Genomic DNA, 16,035 nt, shown 5'->3' with positions numbered 1-16,035 from the left:
CTTTATGCTACACTTTATGACTCCTCCCTTCACCATCCAAATGCAACACCAACCCATCATACGCCAGCTTCACTCCATCGGGTAGTTCTTTTTCTACCTCCTCATGCCTTCCCATACGGTGGCTAAGGTGCGTGAGATAGGTCGTTGGAATGTCCAGGCGTTCAATGAGGGCAAGTGCCTGAGCGAGGGTGAAATGTGAAAGGTGGCCTTCGCGCTGCAGGGCGTCCAGGACGAGTACTTTGGCACCTTTCAGTTTCGCGAGTTCGGGTTCGGCGATGTAGTTGGCGTCGGTAATGTAAGCGAAGTCGCCGATGCGAAAGCCAAAAACAGGCAACAGATGGTGCATTACCTGAATGGGCGTGACCATCACCCCCTCTACCTCGAAGGGTAGGTTCTGGATCGGATGCAGTTGCAGGCGCGGAACGCCGGGATAGGGTTTCTCTACGAAAACGTAGGCAAATTCGGTTTTAAGCTGGTCGAGCACTTGCTGGCGCCCGTAAAGCGGCATGTCCTTTTTTTGGGAGAAATTGAAGCCCCGCACATCGTCCAGTCCGGCGGTATGGTCCTTATGCTCATGGGTAAAGAGCACGGCATCGAGTTGGTGAATACGCGCGCGGAGCACCTGTTGACGGAAGTCAGGGCCAGTGTCAATGACGAAAGACTTCCCCTGTACCTCAATCCATACTGACACACGCAGCCGCTTGTCACGATAATCAAGGGAACGGCAAACGGCACAGTCGCAGTTGATCACCGGGACACCCTGCGACGTGCCGGTACCGAGAAGCGTAACCTTCATGTGGACTAATCTAATCCGTCAGATTGGCCACCACTTCCACCAGACGGTCGAAGTTGAGGGGTTTCATCAGGGCATCGTTGAAGCCGGCCTCCTTGAAATCTTCGTCGGTATAGTTTTTAGCATTGCCCGTAATGGCCACAATAGGTGTCTTGGCCTTTTCGGCATCTTTCAGGCTACGGATGCTGCGGGCGCATTCCATACCGTCCATGATGGGCATATTGATGTCGAGCAGGATAATGTCAAACTTCTCTTTTTCGAGCAATTGGAGCACCTGCTCGCCGTTTTTAACAGCCGTGATTTCGTAATTTTGGAATTCCAGTATTTTGCGGGCAAGGTTTTGAATGACCGAGCTGTCTTCGGCGATCAGGACACGTTTGGTGTACGACATGGGGAGTTGTTGGTGTTTTGTTAAGTTTGGCTTGGTGAATTTAGGGATAATTATGGCAAGAAAGCAAAAATTTGGAATCATGAGTGATGAGTGATGAATGTTGACGTAACGGACAACGGTCAATAGTCGTCGGTTGCGGATTCATTCATTGCTGTGTATGCTTTTGTTTTTCAGTATTTTAGCCAAAAACAACTATTAAAAAATGAAATACGTACTTCTTTTCGGCCTAACTTTTATTCTTGCTGCAGCGAGGGCGCAGGATTTTGAAAAAAGGATCGCATCACACCGGCAAGAATATAAGGAGGAGTTTTTAAAAACCCCTAATTCGCCCCTCAAAGAGGGGGATTTGACCTATCTGCGATTTTTTGAGCCTGATTCCACTTACCGTCTGCGGGCGAAATTCGTGGCTACGCCCGGTAGCGAGCCATTCGCTATGCTGACTTATAGCGGCATGCGTAAGCAGTACGTCAAATACGGTGAACTACACTTTGAATTGGCGGGAAAGGAACAGACGCTGAATGTGTACCAAAGTCTGGATCTGCGCAAGATGCCGCAGTACCGTGACTACCTGTTCGTCCCGTTCAAAGACCTTACGAACGCTCAGAAAACCTATGGCGGCGGGCGTTACCTCGATTTCAGGATGAAAGATATTGAAGGGGATAACTGCGTGCTGGATTTCAATAAAGCTTATAATCCCTACTGCGCCTATTCAGAAGGCTACAATTGCCCGATTCCGCCAAGGGAAAATCACCTGGAAGCGAAAGTCGAGGCAGGAGAGATGAATTTTGGAAAAGAGCATTGATTCAAATGTTGAGGTAGCCTTAATATTTGCTGGCGCGAGCTTTCCCCAAACCTAAAACGGGCGATCAGAATTTTCTGATCGCCCGTTTATTTTATCCGATCTCCAGCTTACTGGACACGGCAAGAAGTACTACTTCTTTCTTTTCGTAATTACGAACGGTACGCATACATCGACCGGGCAGCAGTCCTCGACCACGATGATCGTTGGGCAGCAGCCTTCCGCCGGGCAACTCCCCGACGATGATGTGAAGGTGTATTCGTAACTACCCAGTTCTGTTTCAGTGGCGATGAAGGTGTTGCCCTGAGCTACCTGTACGGGCTGGCCATTTTGTGTCTTGCGGAACCACACTACGCCCGTGTACTCGTCTGGTACTGCCAACTCTACGGCCGTCCCCTGACCACGGCAAACCTGAACGGGCACCGTGAAGCATTCACGGTCAATATCATCTTCACCATTTTCACCGTCGCCGGGCGTACTGTCCACGTCCTCCTCGTTCATTTTAGTAATCTCGGCAGTGTTGAACCACACGCCCTGAGCTACTACCTTCACAGCCACGGTGAGCGTCACTGTATCTCCGACGTTCAGGATGTCAATCGTCCAGATTTTGGTGACAGGATCATAATCACCTGCCGCCGTGGCGTGGCTGATGTACTGAACGCCTGCGTTCAACGAGTCTGTCACTTCCACACCCGTCGCGTTGCCCTGGCCTTCGTTCCAGACGCGGATTGTGTAGTTAACAGTTTCGCCCAGCATAACTAGTTTCTTATCGATCGATTTGTCCAAAGCCAAATCATAGTCAGGGTCGCAGTTTTGCCGAGTGACAGTGATGGTATCGCTACACTCCCCGTTGCTGATGATAAAATTATAGCTTGTATCCTTAGCATTCATTCCAGTAATGTACCCCTCCGGCGTAATGCTTGCTGAATTGCCGGCAGCAGCCTGATAGAGCGCACCCGAAACCGAAGGAAGCGTCAGCGTATCGAAACAGGTCGTTTGGTCGGGTAGGTCAAGCACGCCCCGGTAAATGAACACCGTGTCGGCGCAAGTGCTGGCCAAAGCCGTATCGAGCAGGATGAATGAATATACTCCGCTAGCTGTCAAACCGCTGACCACGCCCGTAGATGGGTCGATGGTGCCAGCCACCGGGCCCTGCGGACCAGCCACCCATTTCTGGTAGCTGAGTGCATCGGGCAGATCAGCAGTAGTGGAAGGCTTGCAAATAAACAGATCTTCTCCCGCATCAGGCGTTACACAGACACTGCTGCAGTCTCGGTAAGGAATTACGACAGTGGTGTCGCGGTAGCAGGTACTGTCACCGTTGAACACCCTCACGTAGTATGTCTGCCCGCCGGGATCAACGGGATTGGGAAGACTGGCCATCGTTATAGTGCCATTGGCCAGAATTGTGGCCAAGGCGTACGAACCTATCGAATCATTGCCAAGTACAGTACTAATGTTATACCTGTCACCACCACCGATATTTGTCAGTGTGAAGGAAGCATCGGAATTAGCATCTTTACCGTTGCAGGTCGCGGTAGAGACAGCAATGTTACCTATGGTTGGGGGGTAGCAAGGAGTTACCAGCGCCGCGTCGATCGTCGGATTGTCTTTATTTATTCCGCCTAGCGTAGGATCCAAGCTTACCACGCCGCTCAGTCCGTCGGCCCCAAAGTCGCTGTCCAGGCTGTCGGGTACGCCCGCCGCATTCGGCTTAGACGAGATCGTGCAGCTATCGGGTAAGGTAGTTAGGTCGAGCTGCACGACGTAATCCCCTTTCAGTAGCCCCGTGAAGCTGTACGCTCCGTTGCCCGACGTCAGCGTCGAGTCCAGCTTGGCCGAAGAGCTGCCGCCCACCGCGCTCCACAGAACTACCTTCACATTGTTGACACCCGGCTCGCCCGCGTCTTGCCGGCCGTTGTCGTTCAGATCCTTCCACACGAAATCGCCCAGGCTGCCTAAGGGTGCAAGCAAACCTGCGTCGATTGCAAGATTGTTTGTCTTGATGGAATCAAGGGCCGTCGAGGTTGGTCCCAATACCACCGGGTCAAGACTTACCACCCCCGTGAAGCCGGAATTTGTATCGGCATCGCTGTCGATCGTGTCGTCGATTCCATCGATGCCCGTGGTGTCCTGAGCAGTGAAAGCATTGCAATCGGCGGGCAAGGTCGATTTGACGAACTCCACTACGTAGTCGCCTTTCGTCAGGCTATCGAAGAGATACCTGCCCACGCTATTGGTAAGCATGGAGTCGAGCTTAGTGCCGGGAACACCCAGGCTATCTGACGCGTAAAGTATCACTTTCACACCAGCTACGCCAATCTCGGAAGTATCCTGCTTGCCATTTCGGTTGGCATCCTTGAATACATAGTCGCCGATACTGCCTAGTGGTAGGATGGTCAAAAACCCAATATCGTAAGTGTGGTTGTTTTGGCCATAGTCACCTGTTGCTACATTGATCGTGGGCAGCCCGCCATCCAGTGCGGCGTCGTTGTTTGCCAGAGAATTTCCGTCATTGAGCTCCAACGAGCCTCCGACCGTCAGCGAAGCCAGGGTGAGCGAATCGACTGAAGTATTCGTGCCCAGATCTGTAACCCTGATCTTGTATGTCTGATTGGGAAGCACGTCAGTATCATTAGCGGAAGAGAAGTAATAATGCCCCATCGCGTCAGTCGTAGTAGTATCGACCGGAATATCGTTTTCATCGTAAAGTACCAGCGTTACACCTACCAGGGGAGGCTCGCCGGCATCCTGTACACCATCCTTATTGACATCTTTCCACACCCGGTTGCCAATTTCGATGGGAGCAAGATCGCACAGCAGTTCGATGTCGCCCAGTCCATTAGCTTTTCCGTAAGTGAAAGCGCCCCCGGTGTAGAGCACTGCTCCGCCATTATCTTCCCCACCCCCATCTTTACTGCCATCGCTGTTGACCAGCCTCTTTATTCCTCCCTGATTGAATTTATCAATAGGATCGACGGCGGTCATTATTACCCGACCACTACCAGCATACAAAGCCAGCCCTCCCATAGAGCTGGTACCATGGTTGGCACCGCTCTGAACCTGGTCGCCAAAGTAATATTTTCCGCCACCCGGACCTACTTGTGCCTGTTGGTCAGCCGATGAAGGTTCGTCACATACAGCCCCGTTGCTTTCTAAAGTCCAGACATCGGCTGGGCCGCATTTACCAGCGCGCATGATAGCACCGGGGCTAATGGCGCTAATTAGGCTGGTGTTCGTTTCAAATGGAATATAATTTTGATAGCCAATCTGGTCGCCAAAGCGGTCACGGATACCCAGGATCATATCCCCGTCTACATCGAACTCGATGTCCGTCAGCCAAGGTTGAGGATAGCTTACTACCGCTTCGTTCCGGTCAGGATCGTAAGTATCAGACCAGGGGCGCCAGTATTCTGCCCTTGCGATCCCCGTTTTGTCTGCGTTGGTAGGTTGCTTCTTAAAGGTAAGAGGAAAAGAAAGAACGGGCGTAAAAGTACCCGCATCAGGATCAAACTGATACACCGTAGCACCAAGCCCCGTCGTGTCTGTTTTCGAAATGGCATCTTCACGGGTAGCCACAACGCCGACATACACCTTGCCGCGGTAATATTTCACTGCAAAGGGGCGATAGCTCCCCCCACCGATGGCAGGATTCGGGATAGCATAACCAATAGTGTCTTTGGTGGAAATATCTATCGAATAAAGTGATCGATTGGCCAAATTGACTACAAAGAGCGTCTTTTCGTCGTCCGATATATCGATGTCGCCCAAACCTATCTTGCCCACGGCATCGTACGCTCCATTGTCCCGACTGGCCAGGGGTGTCTGGGTAGGAAGATCTGCATCGTGCGGGTCGGCCCCGGCCGTTGCGCCGAAATCAAAAAATACGCCATTGGAAATTGAGGACGTTCGGTTGGCGGAAAATTCGGAAACGTGTACCGCACCCGGACCGCCGGGACCATAGCCCACATGACGTTTGGTAAAAGCAGCCGAATACATTTTGTTTCCTGCCCTCTGGTAGGCCAATCCCATCACGGCCCCCAGCTCTTCTGCCTTGGATACATTGTTGTGCGGCGCCTCACCGGTAGCATTGAAAGCCAGGCTCACCAGCACCTCGCGTCCGCCCGTTGTGGTTCCGGGCTGAGGGTCGCCTGAAACAAAACATGAGGTCGTAACTAACGGATCGGCCTGACAGTACTGATTGGGGTATTGGATTCCAAAATTTACTCCTGTGGCACCATCGCTGACAAACTGCACGGAAGTGTTATTGTCAGAGCCATGACCAGATGCGAAATCACCCGTCAGGAAATCGGAGAACTCGATTCGATACTTGCCCGGCGAGGTAGCCAATGTATAGCTGCCACTGGCATCCGTGCGGGTAGAGTCTGCTACAGATCCATTAGCGGCATAGGCGGTCACTTTCACCATTGGAACGCCTACATCGCCCGCGTCAACAGGATTGGCGGCGGTTCCATCAATGATCCCGTTGGAATTGAAGTCCCGAAATACTTTTCCCATAATCTGAGCATAACCCGGGGAGGCGGACATCAAAAAAAAACACAGGCCACACAAAGCCAGCCTGCGGGAACGATCGTACAAAAGACCCATGGTGTGAGAGGTTGATTAGGGAAAACAGGTAAGAATTTGAGCGAGAGAAAGACCTATAAAGGCCAGTTCTTTGTTTTCCCCGCACTGGCGCAATAAAAATGCCAATTTTGCAACTTGGGCAAAAAATTAGCCTCAAACTGGGCCATCCGGTTTTTGCATGAATTGTTTTCCAACTTGAAGAGCTTATCGGAAGGAATCCAAATGATAAGCGAAGCCCTTAGAAGGCTGTCAGTCCCAGAATCAATAACTATACCAGAAAATCGAAAGGAGCCTTTTTGGTGACGCATTTGTAGAATAATGATCCGAATTATCTTCAACTATTGGTTAAATTGTCGCTCGGTCCGAACCTGTCACTACACAAATGCTCACTGCATGAAACATCTCAAGCACTCCCTTTCGATCCTGTTTTTCTTCCTGCTCCCGCTGGCTCTGCTTGCCCAGAAAACCGCATCAGATAGTCAGAGTAAAACCACCCTTACCTGGCCGGGCATTGCTTCCTGGAAAGCCATTCCGTCATCGTCGAGCACCAAGATTTCGCCCGACGGCAAGTGGTTTGCTTATCTGCTGGCGCGCGCTGACGAGGGCGACGCCGAGCTTATCGTTCAAAGTACTGCCGACTCGATCAAGAAAACTTTTAAACTAGGCGCCACGACCAGCGCTGATATGGCTTTTTCGGACGACGGGCGCTTTTTAGCGTATAAAGTTTCGCCCACCGAAAAAGAAAAGAAGGCCAAAAAGAAAGATGATAATCTGGTATTGATTAGTCTGGCGGACTCTACCAAAAGCAAAGAATTCACGCAGGTGAAATCCTATGCCTTCAACGGTAAGAAATCCTCCCATCTCGCGGTACTTCTGGCGCCGGAGGAAGGCACTAAGCCGACCGATCCCAAGGGTACCAACCTGCTGCTTTACGACCTGGCGAACCAACGTACCCAGAATATTGGCAATGTGGCCGAGTATGCGTTCAATAAACCTGGTACTTGGCTAGCCCTGACACTAGACGCACGCAATCAGGCCGGTAACGGTCTGTTGATTCAGAACGTAACCTCGGGTATGATGCTTCCGATGGATACGGACGAAGCCAGTTACGAAGCGCTGAAATGGACGGAAGAAGGCGACGGGCTGGCTTTGGTCAAGGGTAAAAAAGACAAGAAGTACAAAGAAAAAATGTACTCCGTGCTGGGTGTCAAAAATTTCGCGGGAACACCGGCACTAACTACCTATGACCCAAAAAAAGACAGCCTGAATTTTCCTGAAAACATGACGATCAGCCCAGATCGTGACCCAACCTGGACCGATGACCTGACGCGGCTGCTTTTTGGCATTCGTAAAACTACCCTGGCCGACACCACAAAAAAGAAGGATAATCAGGACGAAAATCCCAACGGCATTTCCGAAACCGAGCAGCTGGCCCGCATCAAAGCCGATACTACGCTGAAAACCGTAGAGCAAATGACTAAGGCCATTGCCAAAATAAAAGGTGACGGCAAAGACAAGGATAAACCTGAAAAACCAGACATGACGATCTGGAACTGGCAGGATAAGCGGCTACAGTCGCGGCAGCAGGTGCAGGAGTCGCAGGATAAGAAATTCAGCTTCCTGGCCATGTACGACCCGGCCATGCAAAAATTCACCCAGCTGGCCGACAGCATATTACGACTGGTGTCGCCCGCGCCGAAGCAGCGCTACGCCCTGGGAACGGACATTCAGCCTTACGAGCTAAGTACCAATCTTGACGGACAAGACTACGCCGACATCTACCTCACCGATCTGAAAACAGGGGAACGGACGCGCATTATGGAGAATTTTTACTTGCCCAACCGTAACGCCCGCCCACAACCCTCGCCCGACGGGACGAAATTTTTGTACTGGAAAGAGGGTAGTTTCATGGTGTTCGATATGGAAAATAAAACTTCCCGTAACATCACCGAAAATGTGCCAACCTCTTTCGTAGACACCGAAGATGACCATAATGTACAAAAGCCACCTTACGATGTCATGGGATGGAGCAGCGATAGTAAGTACGTGCTGCTGAGCGACGGCTGGGATATCTGGCAAGTGGCCGCCGAAGATATGCCCGCAGTCAAGTCGCGCAAGAAAAGTACCCCTGCCCTCCCCTACCGCAATCTGACTCAGAACGGTAAGCGCGACAAAATCCGCTACCAGGATCGCTACCAGCTCGACCCCGACGAAAAGGGAATCGACCTGAGCCAGCCGCTTTACGTGCGTACATATGGTGAGTGGAACAAAAAAAGTGGCGTGACGCGCTTCGACCCCAAAACGAATGAAGCCAAAATTCTGCTTTGGGACGATGCCGCCGTGCGCAGTCTGACCAAAGCAAAGAACGCCGATTATTTTGTGTACAGCAGCGAAACTTTTGCTAAGCCCACGCAGTACTTCGGTACCCTTTCCAAGGACCTGACGAATGCCCATCAGATTTCGGAAAACGCACCGGACTTCAAAAAGTACGCCTGGTCGGCGGGAGCGAGGCTGGTGGACTATGTGAGCGACAAGGGCGATACGTTACAGGGAGCTTTGTTTTTGCCCGCTGGCTACGAGCCCGGCAAAAAGTACCCCACGGTGGTGTATTACTATGAAAAGCTTTCGCAAACGCTGCACAATTTCTCCAACCCCAGCTACGGCCGTACGGGCTGGAACCCCGGCATGTACACGGCCAACGGCTACGCAGTGTTCATTCCCGACATCGTGTACCGCTACAATGATCCCGGTATGTCGGCGGTGTGGTGCGTGCTACCGGGTGTGAAGGCGGCCATTGCCACAGACATCGTGGATAGCAGTAAAATGGGCATCCACGGCCACTCGTGGGGCGGCTACCAGACGGCTTTCCTTATCACGCAAACCAATATGTTTAAAGCCGCCGCCGCCGGAGCGCCACTGACGGATATGATCTCGATGTACAACCTGATCTACTGGAACAGCGGCGGAGCCAACGGTTCTATTTTTGAAGCCTCGCAGGGTCGCCTCGAAGCCCCGTGGAACAACTGGGAAGCCTACCAGCGCAACTCGCCGATCTACCACGCCAAAAACGTCCAGACGCCACTACTGATGCTGCACAATGACAAGGATGGCGCGGTGGATTTCACGCAGGGAATCGAGTACTTCAACGCCCTGCGCCGCCTGAAAAAGCCCGTGGCGCTCATCCAGTACAAGGGTGAAAACCACGGCCTGGCCAAACTACCCAACCGCAAGGACTATTCGGTACGAATGATGGAATTTTTCGACCACTATCTGAAAGGGATGCCCGCGCCGCTTTGGTGGAGCGAAGGAGTACCGAAACTGGAACTGGACGAACATTTGGAGGAGAAGGCGTTTTCTCATTGAAAATGCACAATGGATAAAAATCCTAAAATTGCTCAATCCTCTTAGGTAGTTGGGTAAACAGCAAATAGTTTAAGTTTTCCTGACAATCAAGATATACAAAAAAGGGGCTTTCTGACGAAAGCCCCTTTTTTTGTTATAAAATACTGAACCTATTTCTTCCTCTTCGTTACCGTGAAAGGCACGCAGACCTCGGCGGGACAGCAGTCTTCGACCACAACGAGAATCGGGCAGCAGCCATCCGCCGGGCAAGTCCCCGAGCTTGAAGTGAAGGTGTATTCGTAACTACCTAGCTCCGTTTCGGCGGCAACATAAGTGTTGCCCGTCGCCACTTGCTCCGGTTGTCCACCCTGTACCTGACGGAACCACACTACGCCCGTGTATTGCGCCGGAACGCTCAACTGCACGCCCTGGCCCTGCCCACGGCACACCAGAATAGGTACGGTGAAGCACTCGCGGTCGATGTCGTCTTCCCCTTCGGTACCGTTGCCCGGCTCACTATCTACGTCTTGCTCGTTCGCAGCACTGATTTCAGCGGTGTTAAACCACACGCCCTGTGCCACCACCCTGACACTTATGGTAAGACTTACGGTGTCACCAGCAGCCAGGCTGTCAATTGTCCATAAGCTTGAAACGGGATCGTAACTTCCTGCGCCGGTCGCAGAACTTAAATATTGGACGCCAGCACTCAAAGAATCAGTAACAGTCACGCCAGTAGCACCGTCTTTTCCATCATTCGATACACGTATTGTGTACATCAGTGTATCTCCCAACATGGCCAGCTTCTTACTGATAGATTTATTCAAAGACAGATCTATCGATTTATTGCAATCCTCTACACTGATCGTCAGCTGCGTAGTATCCAGACAACCCAGAAAGTTGGAAGCCGTTACGGTCAGCGTCACCGTGCTGTCGGCAACGAAGGCAGTCGGGTTGACCACGGCAATGCCGCCCAGATCGAAGCCCACGTTCAGCAGCGTGTCGAAGCCCGGCACAAGCGTGGTCAGGTCGATCACCGAGCCCGCGCACACCAGCGTGTCGCTCGCGGCGATGTCCAGCAAGTTTACATTGACCGTCAGCTGCGTCGTGTCCGAGCAGCCCAGCAGGTTGGAGGCCGTGATAGTTAAAGTCGTCGTGCTGTCAGCCACGAAGGCAGTCGGGTTGACCACGGCAATGCCGCCCAGATCGAAGCCCACGTTCAGCAGTGTGTCGAAGCCCGGCACCAGCGCGGTCAGGTCGATCACCGAGCCCGCGCACACCAAAGTGTCGCTCGCTGCGATGTCCAGCAAGTTTACATTGATGGTCAGCTGAGTCGTGTCCGAGCAGCCCAGCAGATTGGAGGCCGTGATAGTTAAAGTCGTCGTGCTGTCGGCAACGAAGGCAGTCGGGTTGGCCACCGCGATGCCACCCAGATCGAAGCCCACGTTCAGCAGTGTGTCGAAGCCCGGCACCAGCGCGGTCAGGTCGATCACCGAGCCCGCGCAAACCAGTGTGTCACTGACCGACGAGCCAAGGTTCAACAATGGGCTGACGTTGACCGTCAGCTGAGTCGTGTCCGAGCAGCCCAGCAGGTTGGAGGCTGATATTGTCAAGGTAGTTGTGCTGTCAGCCACGAAGGCAGTCGGATTGCCGATGGCGATGCCGCCCAGATCGAAGCCCACGTTCAGCAGCGTGTCGAAGCCCGGCACCAGCGCGGTCAGGTCGATCACCGAGCCCGCGCAAACCAAAGTGTCGCTCGCGGCAATGTCCAGCAAGTTTACATTGACCGTCAGCTGCGTCGTGTCAGAGCAGCCCAGCAGATTGGAGGCTGATATCGTCAAGGTAGTTGTGCTGTCAGCCACGAAGGCAGTCGGGTTGACCACGGCAATGCCGCCCAGATCGAAGCCCACGTTCAGCAGTGTGTCGAAGCCCGGCACCAGCGCGGTCAGGTCGATCACAGAGCCCGCGCACACCAGCGTGTCGCTCGCGGCGATGTCCAGCAAGTTTACATTGATGGTCAGCTGCGTCGTGTCCGAGCAACCCAGCGCGGTGGAGGCAGTTACGGTTAGCGTCACCGTACTGTCGGCCACGAAAGCCGAAGCGTCGCCTACCGCTATGCCACCCAGATCAAAGCCTACATTCAGCAGTGTATCGAAGCCCGAGACCAGTGAAGTCAGGTCCAGCACTGAACCCGCGCACACCAAAGTGTCGCTCACCGACGGCGCAAGATCCAATAGCGGACCGACTTTGACCGTCAGCTGAGTCGTGTCAGAGCAGCCCAGAAGGTTGAGAGTAGATATGGCTAATGTCGTTGTGGTATCGACCACGAATGCAGTCGGGTTACCGATAGCGATGCCACCCAGATCGAAGCCTACGTTCAGCAATGTGTCGAATCCAGCAACCAGCGATGTAAGATCAATTACCGAACCCACGCACACCAACGTGTCGCTCACCGATAGCACGGGAGTTGGGTTCACCGCAACACCGAAAAACACCGTATCCGCGCACGACAGCAGGTTATTTGTTACTACCAGAGCAAAAAATGCCGTATCACCAGCAGTTGGTAACAGATTTGCGTCAAGTGTCAGGCTCAGACCGGTGTTGATAGGAGCACCCGAAATAGCCGTAGTATCAGAAAACGGCCCGTAAAAGCTGCTCCCAGTGATTGCCCCTGCAACCGTAGCCTCCAGAGCCAGAGGTAATGTGCCTTCGCAGATGGTTTGTATTCCGGGGATCGTGGCAGTCAGTATTGGGGGAATGCAGAAATTCTGACAATCAGGCACAACCACCCTTACCGTATCGGAGCAGCTACCCACGGTATAGACAAAATTGTAAGTGCCAGCACTCAGATTACCCGCCAACGTCACGGCAATATTGGGAGTGAATGTAGCCACAGTGGGATTACCTGTAGCATTGGACCAGGTACCACCAAGTGGAGCACCTGACAGTACAGTACTCGATGGTGAAATAATTCCGTTACAAACCAGAGTCTGATCAGATCCGGCGTTGGGTTGCGGGTTCACTGTCACGGTAAGCTGTCTTGTGTCCTGGCAGCCCTGAGAAGTGATCGCTTGCACGAATAGTACCGTTGTCGATGCGGGCAAAAATGAAGCCGGCGAAGTTACGGCTGGACCAGCCACGCTGCCCTGGGTGAAGATTACACTTTGCAAAGTGTCATAACCTGAGACTAACCCAGTTAAATCTATACTCTGGCCCGCACAGATTGCTGCATTGCTCACGCTGAGGACGGGTTTCGGGTTAATCTTCAAGCTTACAAACACCGTGTCAGAGCACAGGGCTTGCCCCCCCTGCACTACAAGGGCGAAGTAAGCCGTGGCGCCCGGAGTAGGCAATTGCGCGCTGCCGGCTGGGGTCAACGTCAGCCCGGTGCCGATAGAAGCACCCAGCGAGCTGGTCGTGTCAGCAAGAGGCCCAAAGAAATTACTGGTGCTGACCGTACCGCTGACAACCGTGGCGACAAAAGGCTGGACAACGCTTCCTTCACACACTACTTGCGCCTTCGTATTGAAGGACACGACAGGCGGGATGCATGATAAGGCCAAATCATAGGTATGGTTATTCTGACCTGCCGCACCAGTTCTGAAAACAACTGTAGGCTGGCCACCGACCAGTTTGGCGTCGTTGTTATTGATTGTCGCTCCCGTGTTGGTAGTGCCGGTTTCACCGGGTGTAACGGGCGACACACCCGTGAGCGTTAAGCCTGTAACTGAGGCATCGCTACCAAGAGCCGTGATTTTTACCTGGTACTTGGTAAGCGGCGTGATTGGCAAATTGAACCTGGTGTTGGCATTGCTTGTACCGGTAGCAGATGAGAAAACGTACCGTCCCTGGGCATCGGTAACAACCGTAGCATTAGGGATCAACACTCCGGTAGAATCGTACAAGGCTACGGTTACGCCCACGAGCGCAGGCTCATTCGGATCCTGGATACCATTTTTATTCTGATCGTTCCATACCCGGTTTCCGATTTCGATCGGAGCCGGGTCGCAGCCCGGCGCGACGCCCCCCAAACCGTTGGCCTTACCAAAAGTCTGGTTGTTGACGGAAGTAGAAGAGTACACCTCATAAGATCTATTGGTAGTTCCGTTCGTATTGGAAAACCACTTGAAGCCCCCTGTAAATACTCCGGTAGGGTCCATCACAATGGCGCCGATTTCCGTTTGCCCGGGAATGAAGACTGAACTACCCATGTAGGTTTCTTCGTGGACCGCTGTGCTATTTTGAATATATACTTCCTGGGAATAGAACTCACCTCCTCCGGGCCCCTGATTATTGGTGGTGTTACCCGTAAGACCGCTTACCTGGCCTCCAGATTCCAGAGTCCAGGCAGAAGCCCCGGTTTTGCTCAGCCGCAGGATATCACCTCCTATGTAGCCGTTGTATAAATTGTTGCCCGACGTTCCCCGGTTATTGTAGCCTAATTGATGGCCGGCCCGGTCTGTAAAACCAAGTACCATGTCGCCGTTGTCCAGAAAGTCGATGTCCGTCAGCATGGGCTGAGGCTGCATGGCTCTTGGAAGTGGTGGAGGCCCCACAGTGCCCAGGTATAGGCCGCTGAACTGGCTGATCCAGGGCATCCACCTGTCGGGAGTTTCAGAGGTGTGTACTTTTCCTTTGGGGTAGTTGAGCGAAAAATTGACTACCGGGGTAGAGTTAAAGGTGTTCGCGACGGGATCAAAAACGTAGACATAGGCGCGCAGGTTACTCTGGGTGCCGCTTGTTTCTGCACTGCATATTACCCCAACATATACCTTACCTCTGTAATAGTTTACCGCAAATGGACGGGCCACGCCATTGGTGCAGCCTGGGTCGGGAATCGTATAGCTTGTCACATCCGCCGCCGCAAGGGAAGGTTTCAACGGACTGCCGACATTCATCTTAATTAGTTTCTTCTCAAATAAATTGATGGTAAAAAGGGTCGTTTCGTCCTCCGATAAGGACAGCCCCCCAAGCCCGAGCTTACCTACTCCATCGAAGGCAGTGGCATCATTGCTACTGGTAGATGCACTGGCAGGCAATGTTCTGGTACCCAGCACACTTTGACCGAGGTTGATGCTATAAGGAGCATTTTCGAGATCCACATAAAGGGACGACGTCTGGGTAGCGGGGTTTGTACTGTAAATTCCCCCGAGCCCGGCGGCAAGCAGCCCCACATGCCGTTTGAGGAAAGCAGCGGTCATTACCCGCTTAGATGTGCGGTGATAGGCCATTCCCCATACTGACCCCACTGCGGATGCAGGCGCAATTTTGGTTGGGCTGGGCGAGGTGCCGCTGGCCGTGGAAGGCACGCTGACGAGCGCATCCAGGCTCCCCGCTGTGCCGCCACCCGTGGGATCACCATTGACATAACAGGGAACAAACAATGGGGGAACCGCCTGGCAATAATCCGACGGGTAGTTTATGCCATAGTTGACTGCCGTCGAAGCAGCCGTAACGAACTGCACACTCGTCCCGCTGCCGCTACCCTGTGCACCGGGAAAGTCGCCTGCCGCTAAACCCGAGAACTCCACCCGAACGGGCAGAGTCAGGCCCGTAAAGGAATAGGCTCCGTTGGCATCAGTAACCTTATCGCCACCCACCTGCGCGCCGGCGGTGTTATATGCTTTGACGGTGACGCCCTGCACTCCGGTTTCCCTAAAACTGGTAGTGTTGTTCTGGACGCCGTTGGCATTGAAGTCTCGGAAAACGGTGCCGGAAACCTGGGCATAACTGGCGGCGCTGGCCAGCATTAAATACATAAAGGCGAGAAAAACCCGCAGGCCGATGGCCTGTGAGGGATTGATCTCCACCAACGAGGTAGATTTAACTTCCATACATCAATAGTTGTAATAAAAACTAATAAAAAAGGTAAATAGACAATGGTCTGGACCGCTGAGCCCGGAGTTTGGTTCTGTCAATCTATTAGTGTGTGCAGGCACCTGCATGGGCAGGCAGTTATTGTTGAAACAGTGAGGAGCAAGGACTATGCCAAAAAGTTACTAGGGCCCGTTGAATGGTCGGGAGAGGTCAAAAAAACAAAAAGACGAGTCGCCCGGAAGCGACTCGTCTTTCATTATCGGTACTTACAAAATTTATGGTTGGGCCGTTAGCAACTAGCGTGCCATG

General features: G+C 52.8%; 6 protein-coding genes. 2 read left to right on the top strand and 4 right to left on the bottom strand.

The features are described 5' to 3' along the window. Positions 1-7: 7 nt before the first annotated feature. Both IE117_RS05185 and IE117_RS05180 read right to left on the bottom strand, forming a co-directional pair. Positions 8-796, bottom strand: coding sequence for an MBL fold metallo-hydrolase (locus IE117_RS05185; RefSeq protein ID WP_189563252.1), 789 nt, complete (start codon positions 794-796; stop codon positions 8-10). A gap of 10 nt (positions 797-806) precedes the next feature. Continuing rightward, positions 807-1,184 carry a response regulator gene (locus IE117_RS05180; RefSeq protein WP_189563251.1) on the bottom strand — a complete coding sequence of 126 codons (378 nt, stop codon included), beginning with the start codon at positions 1,182-1,184 and terminating at the stop codon, positions 807-809. A gap of 202 nt (positions 1,185-1,386) precedes the next feature. Between IE117_RS05180 and IE117_RS05175 the strand changes: the two genes are divergently transcribed. Continuing rightward, positions 1,387-1,986 carry a DUF1684 domain-containing protein gene (locus IE117_RS05175; protein ID WP_189563250.1) on the top strand — a complete coding sequence of 200 codons (600 nt, stop codon included), beginning with the start codon at positions 1,387-1,389 and terminating at the stop codon, positions 1,984-1,986. Positions 1,987-2,115: 129 nt separating this feature from the next. Here IE117_RS05175 and IE117_RS05170 read toward each other — a convergent pair whose 3' ends face one another. Beyond that, complete coding sequence (locus tag IE117_RS05170) at positions 2,116-6,501, bottom strand: SdrD B-like domain-containing protein (RefSeq protein WP_189563249.1); 4,386 nt, start codon at positions 6,499-6,501, stop codon at positions 2,116-2,118. A 462-nt stretch (positions 6,502-6,963) separates the two neighbouring features. Between IE117_RS05170 and IE117_RS05165 the strand changes: the two genes are divergently transcribed. Continuing rightward, on the top strand, positions 6,964-9,933 hold the full coding sequence (locus IE117_RS05165) for a S9 family peptidase (protein WP_189563248.1): 2,970 nt from the start codon (positions 6,964-6,966) through the stop codon (positions 9,931-9,933). Between the two features lie 149 nt (positions 9,934-10,082). Here IE117_RS05165 and IE117_RS05160 read toward each other — a convergent pair whose 3' ends face one another. Further along, the gene (locus IE117_RS05160) at positions 10,083-15,743 is read right to left on the bottom strand and encodes an SdrD B-like domain-containing protein (RefSeq protein WP_189563247.1); all 5,661 of its coding nucleotides are present in this window, start codon (positions 15,741-15,743) and stop codon (positions 10,083-10,085) included. Positions 15,744-16,035 lie beyond the last annotated feature (292 nt).

The organism is Persicitalea jodogahamensis, assembly GCF_014651615.1.
GTDB lineage: Bacteria > Bacteroidota > Bacteroidia > Cytophagales > Spirosomataceae > Persicitalea > Persicitalea jodogahamensis.
This window is presented reverse-complemented; position numbering and strand designations above follow the sequence as displayed.

Coding starts and splice junctions, on each gene's coding strand:
- IE117_RS05185 (WP_189563252.1), bottom strand. CDS start 796: ATGAAGGTTACGCTTCTCGGTACCGGCACGTCGCAGGGTGTCCCGGTG.
- IE117_RS05180 (WP_189563251.1), bottom strand. CDS start 1,184: ATGTCGTACACCAAACGTGTCCTGATCGCCGAAGACAGCTCGGTCATT.
- IE117_RS05175 (WP_189563250.1), top strand. CDS start 1,387: ATGAAATACGTACTTCTTTTCGGCCTAACTTTTATTCTTGCTGCAGCG.
- IE117_RS05170 (WP_189563249.1), bottom strand. CDS start 6,501: ATGGGAAAAGTATTTCGGGACTTCAATTCCAACGGGATCATTGATGGA.
- IE117_RS05165 (WP_189563248.1), top strand. CDS start 6,964: ATGAAACATCTCAAGCACTCCCTTTCGATCCTGTTTTTCTTCCTGCTC.
- IE117_RS05160 (WP_189563247.1), bottom strand. CDS start 15,743: ATGGAAGTTAAATCTACCTCGTTGGTGGAGATCAATCCCTCACAGGCC.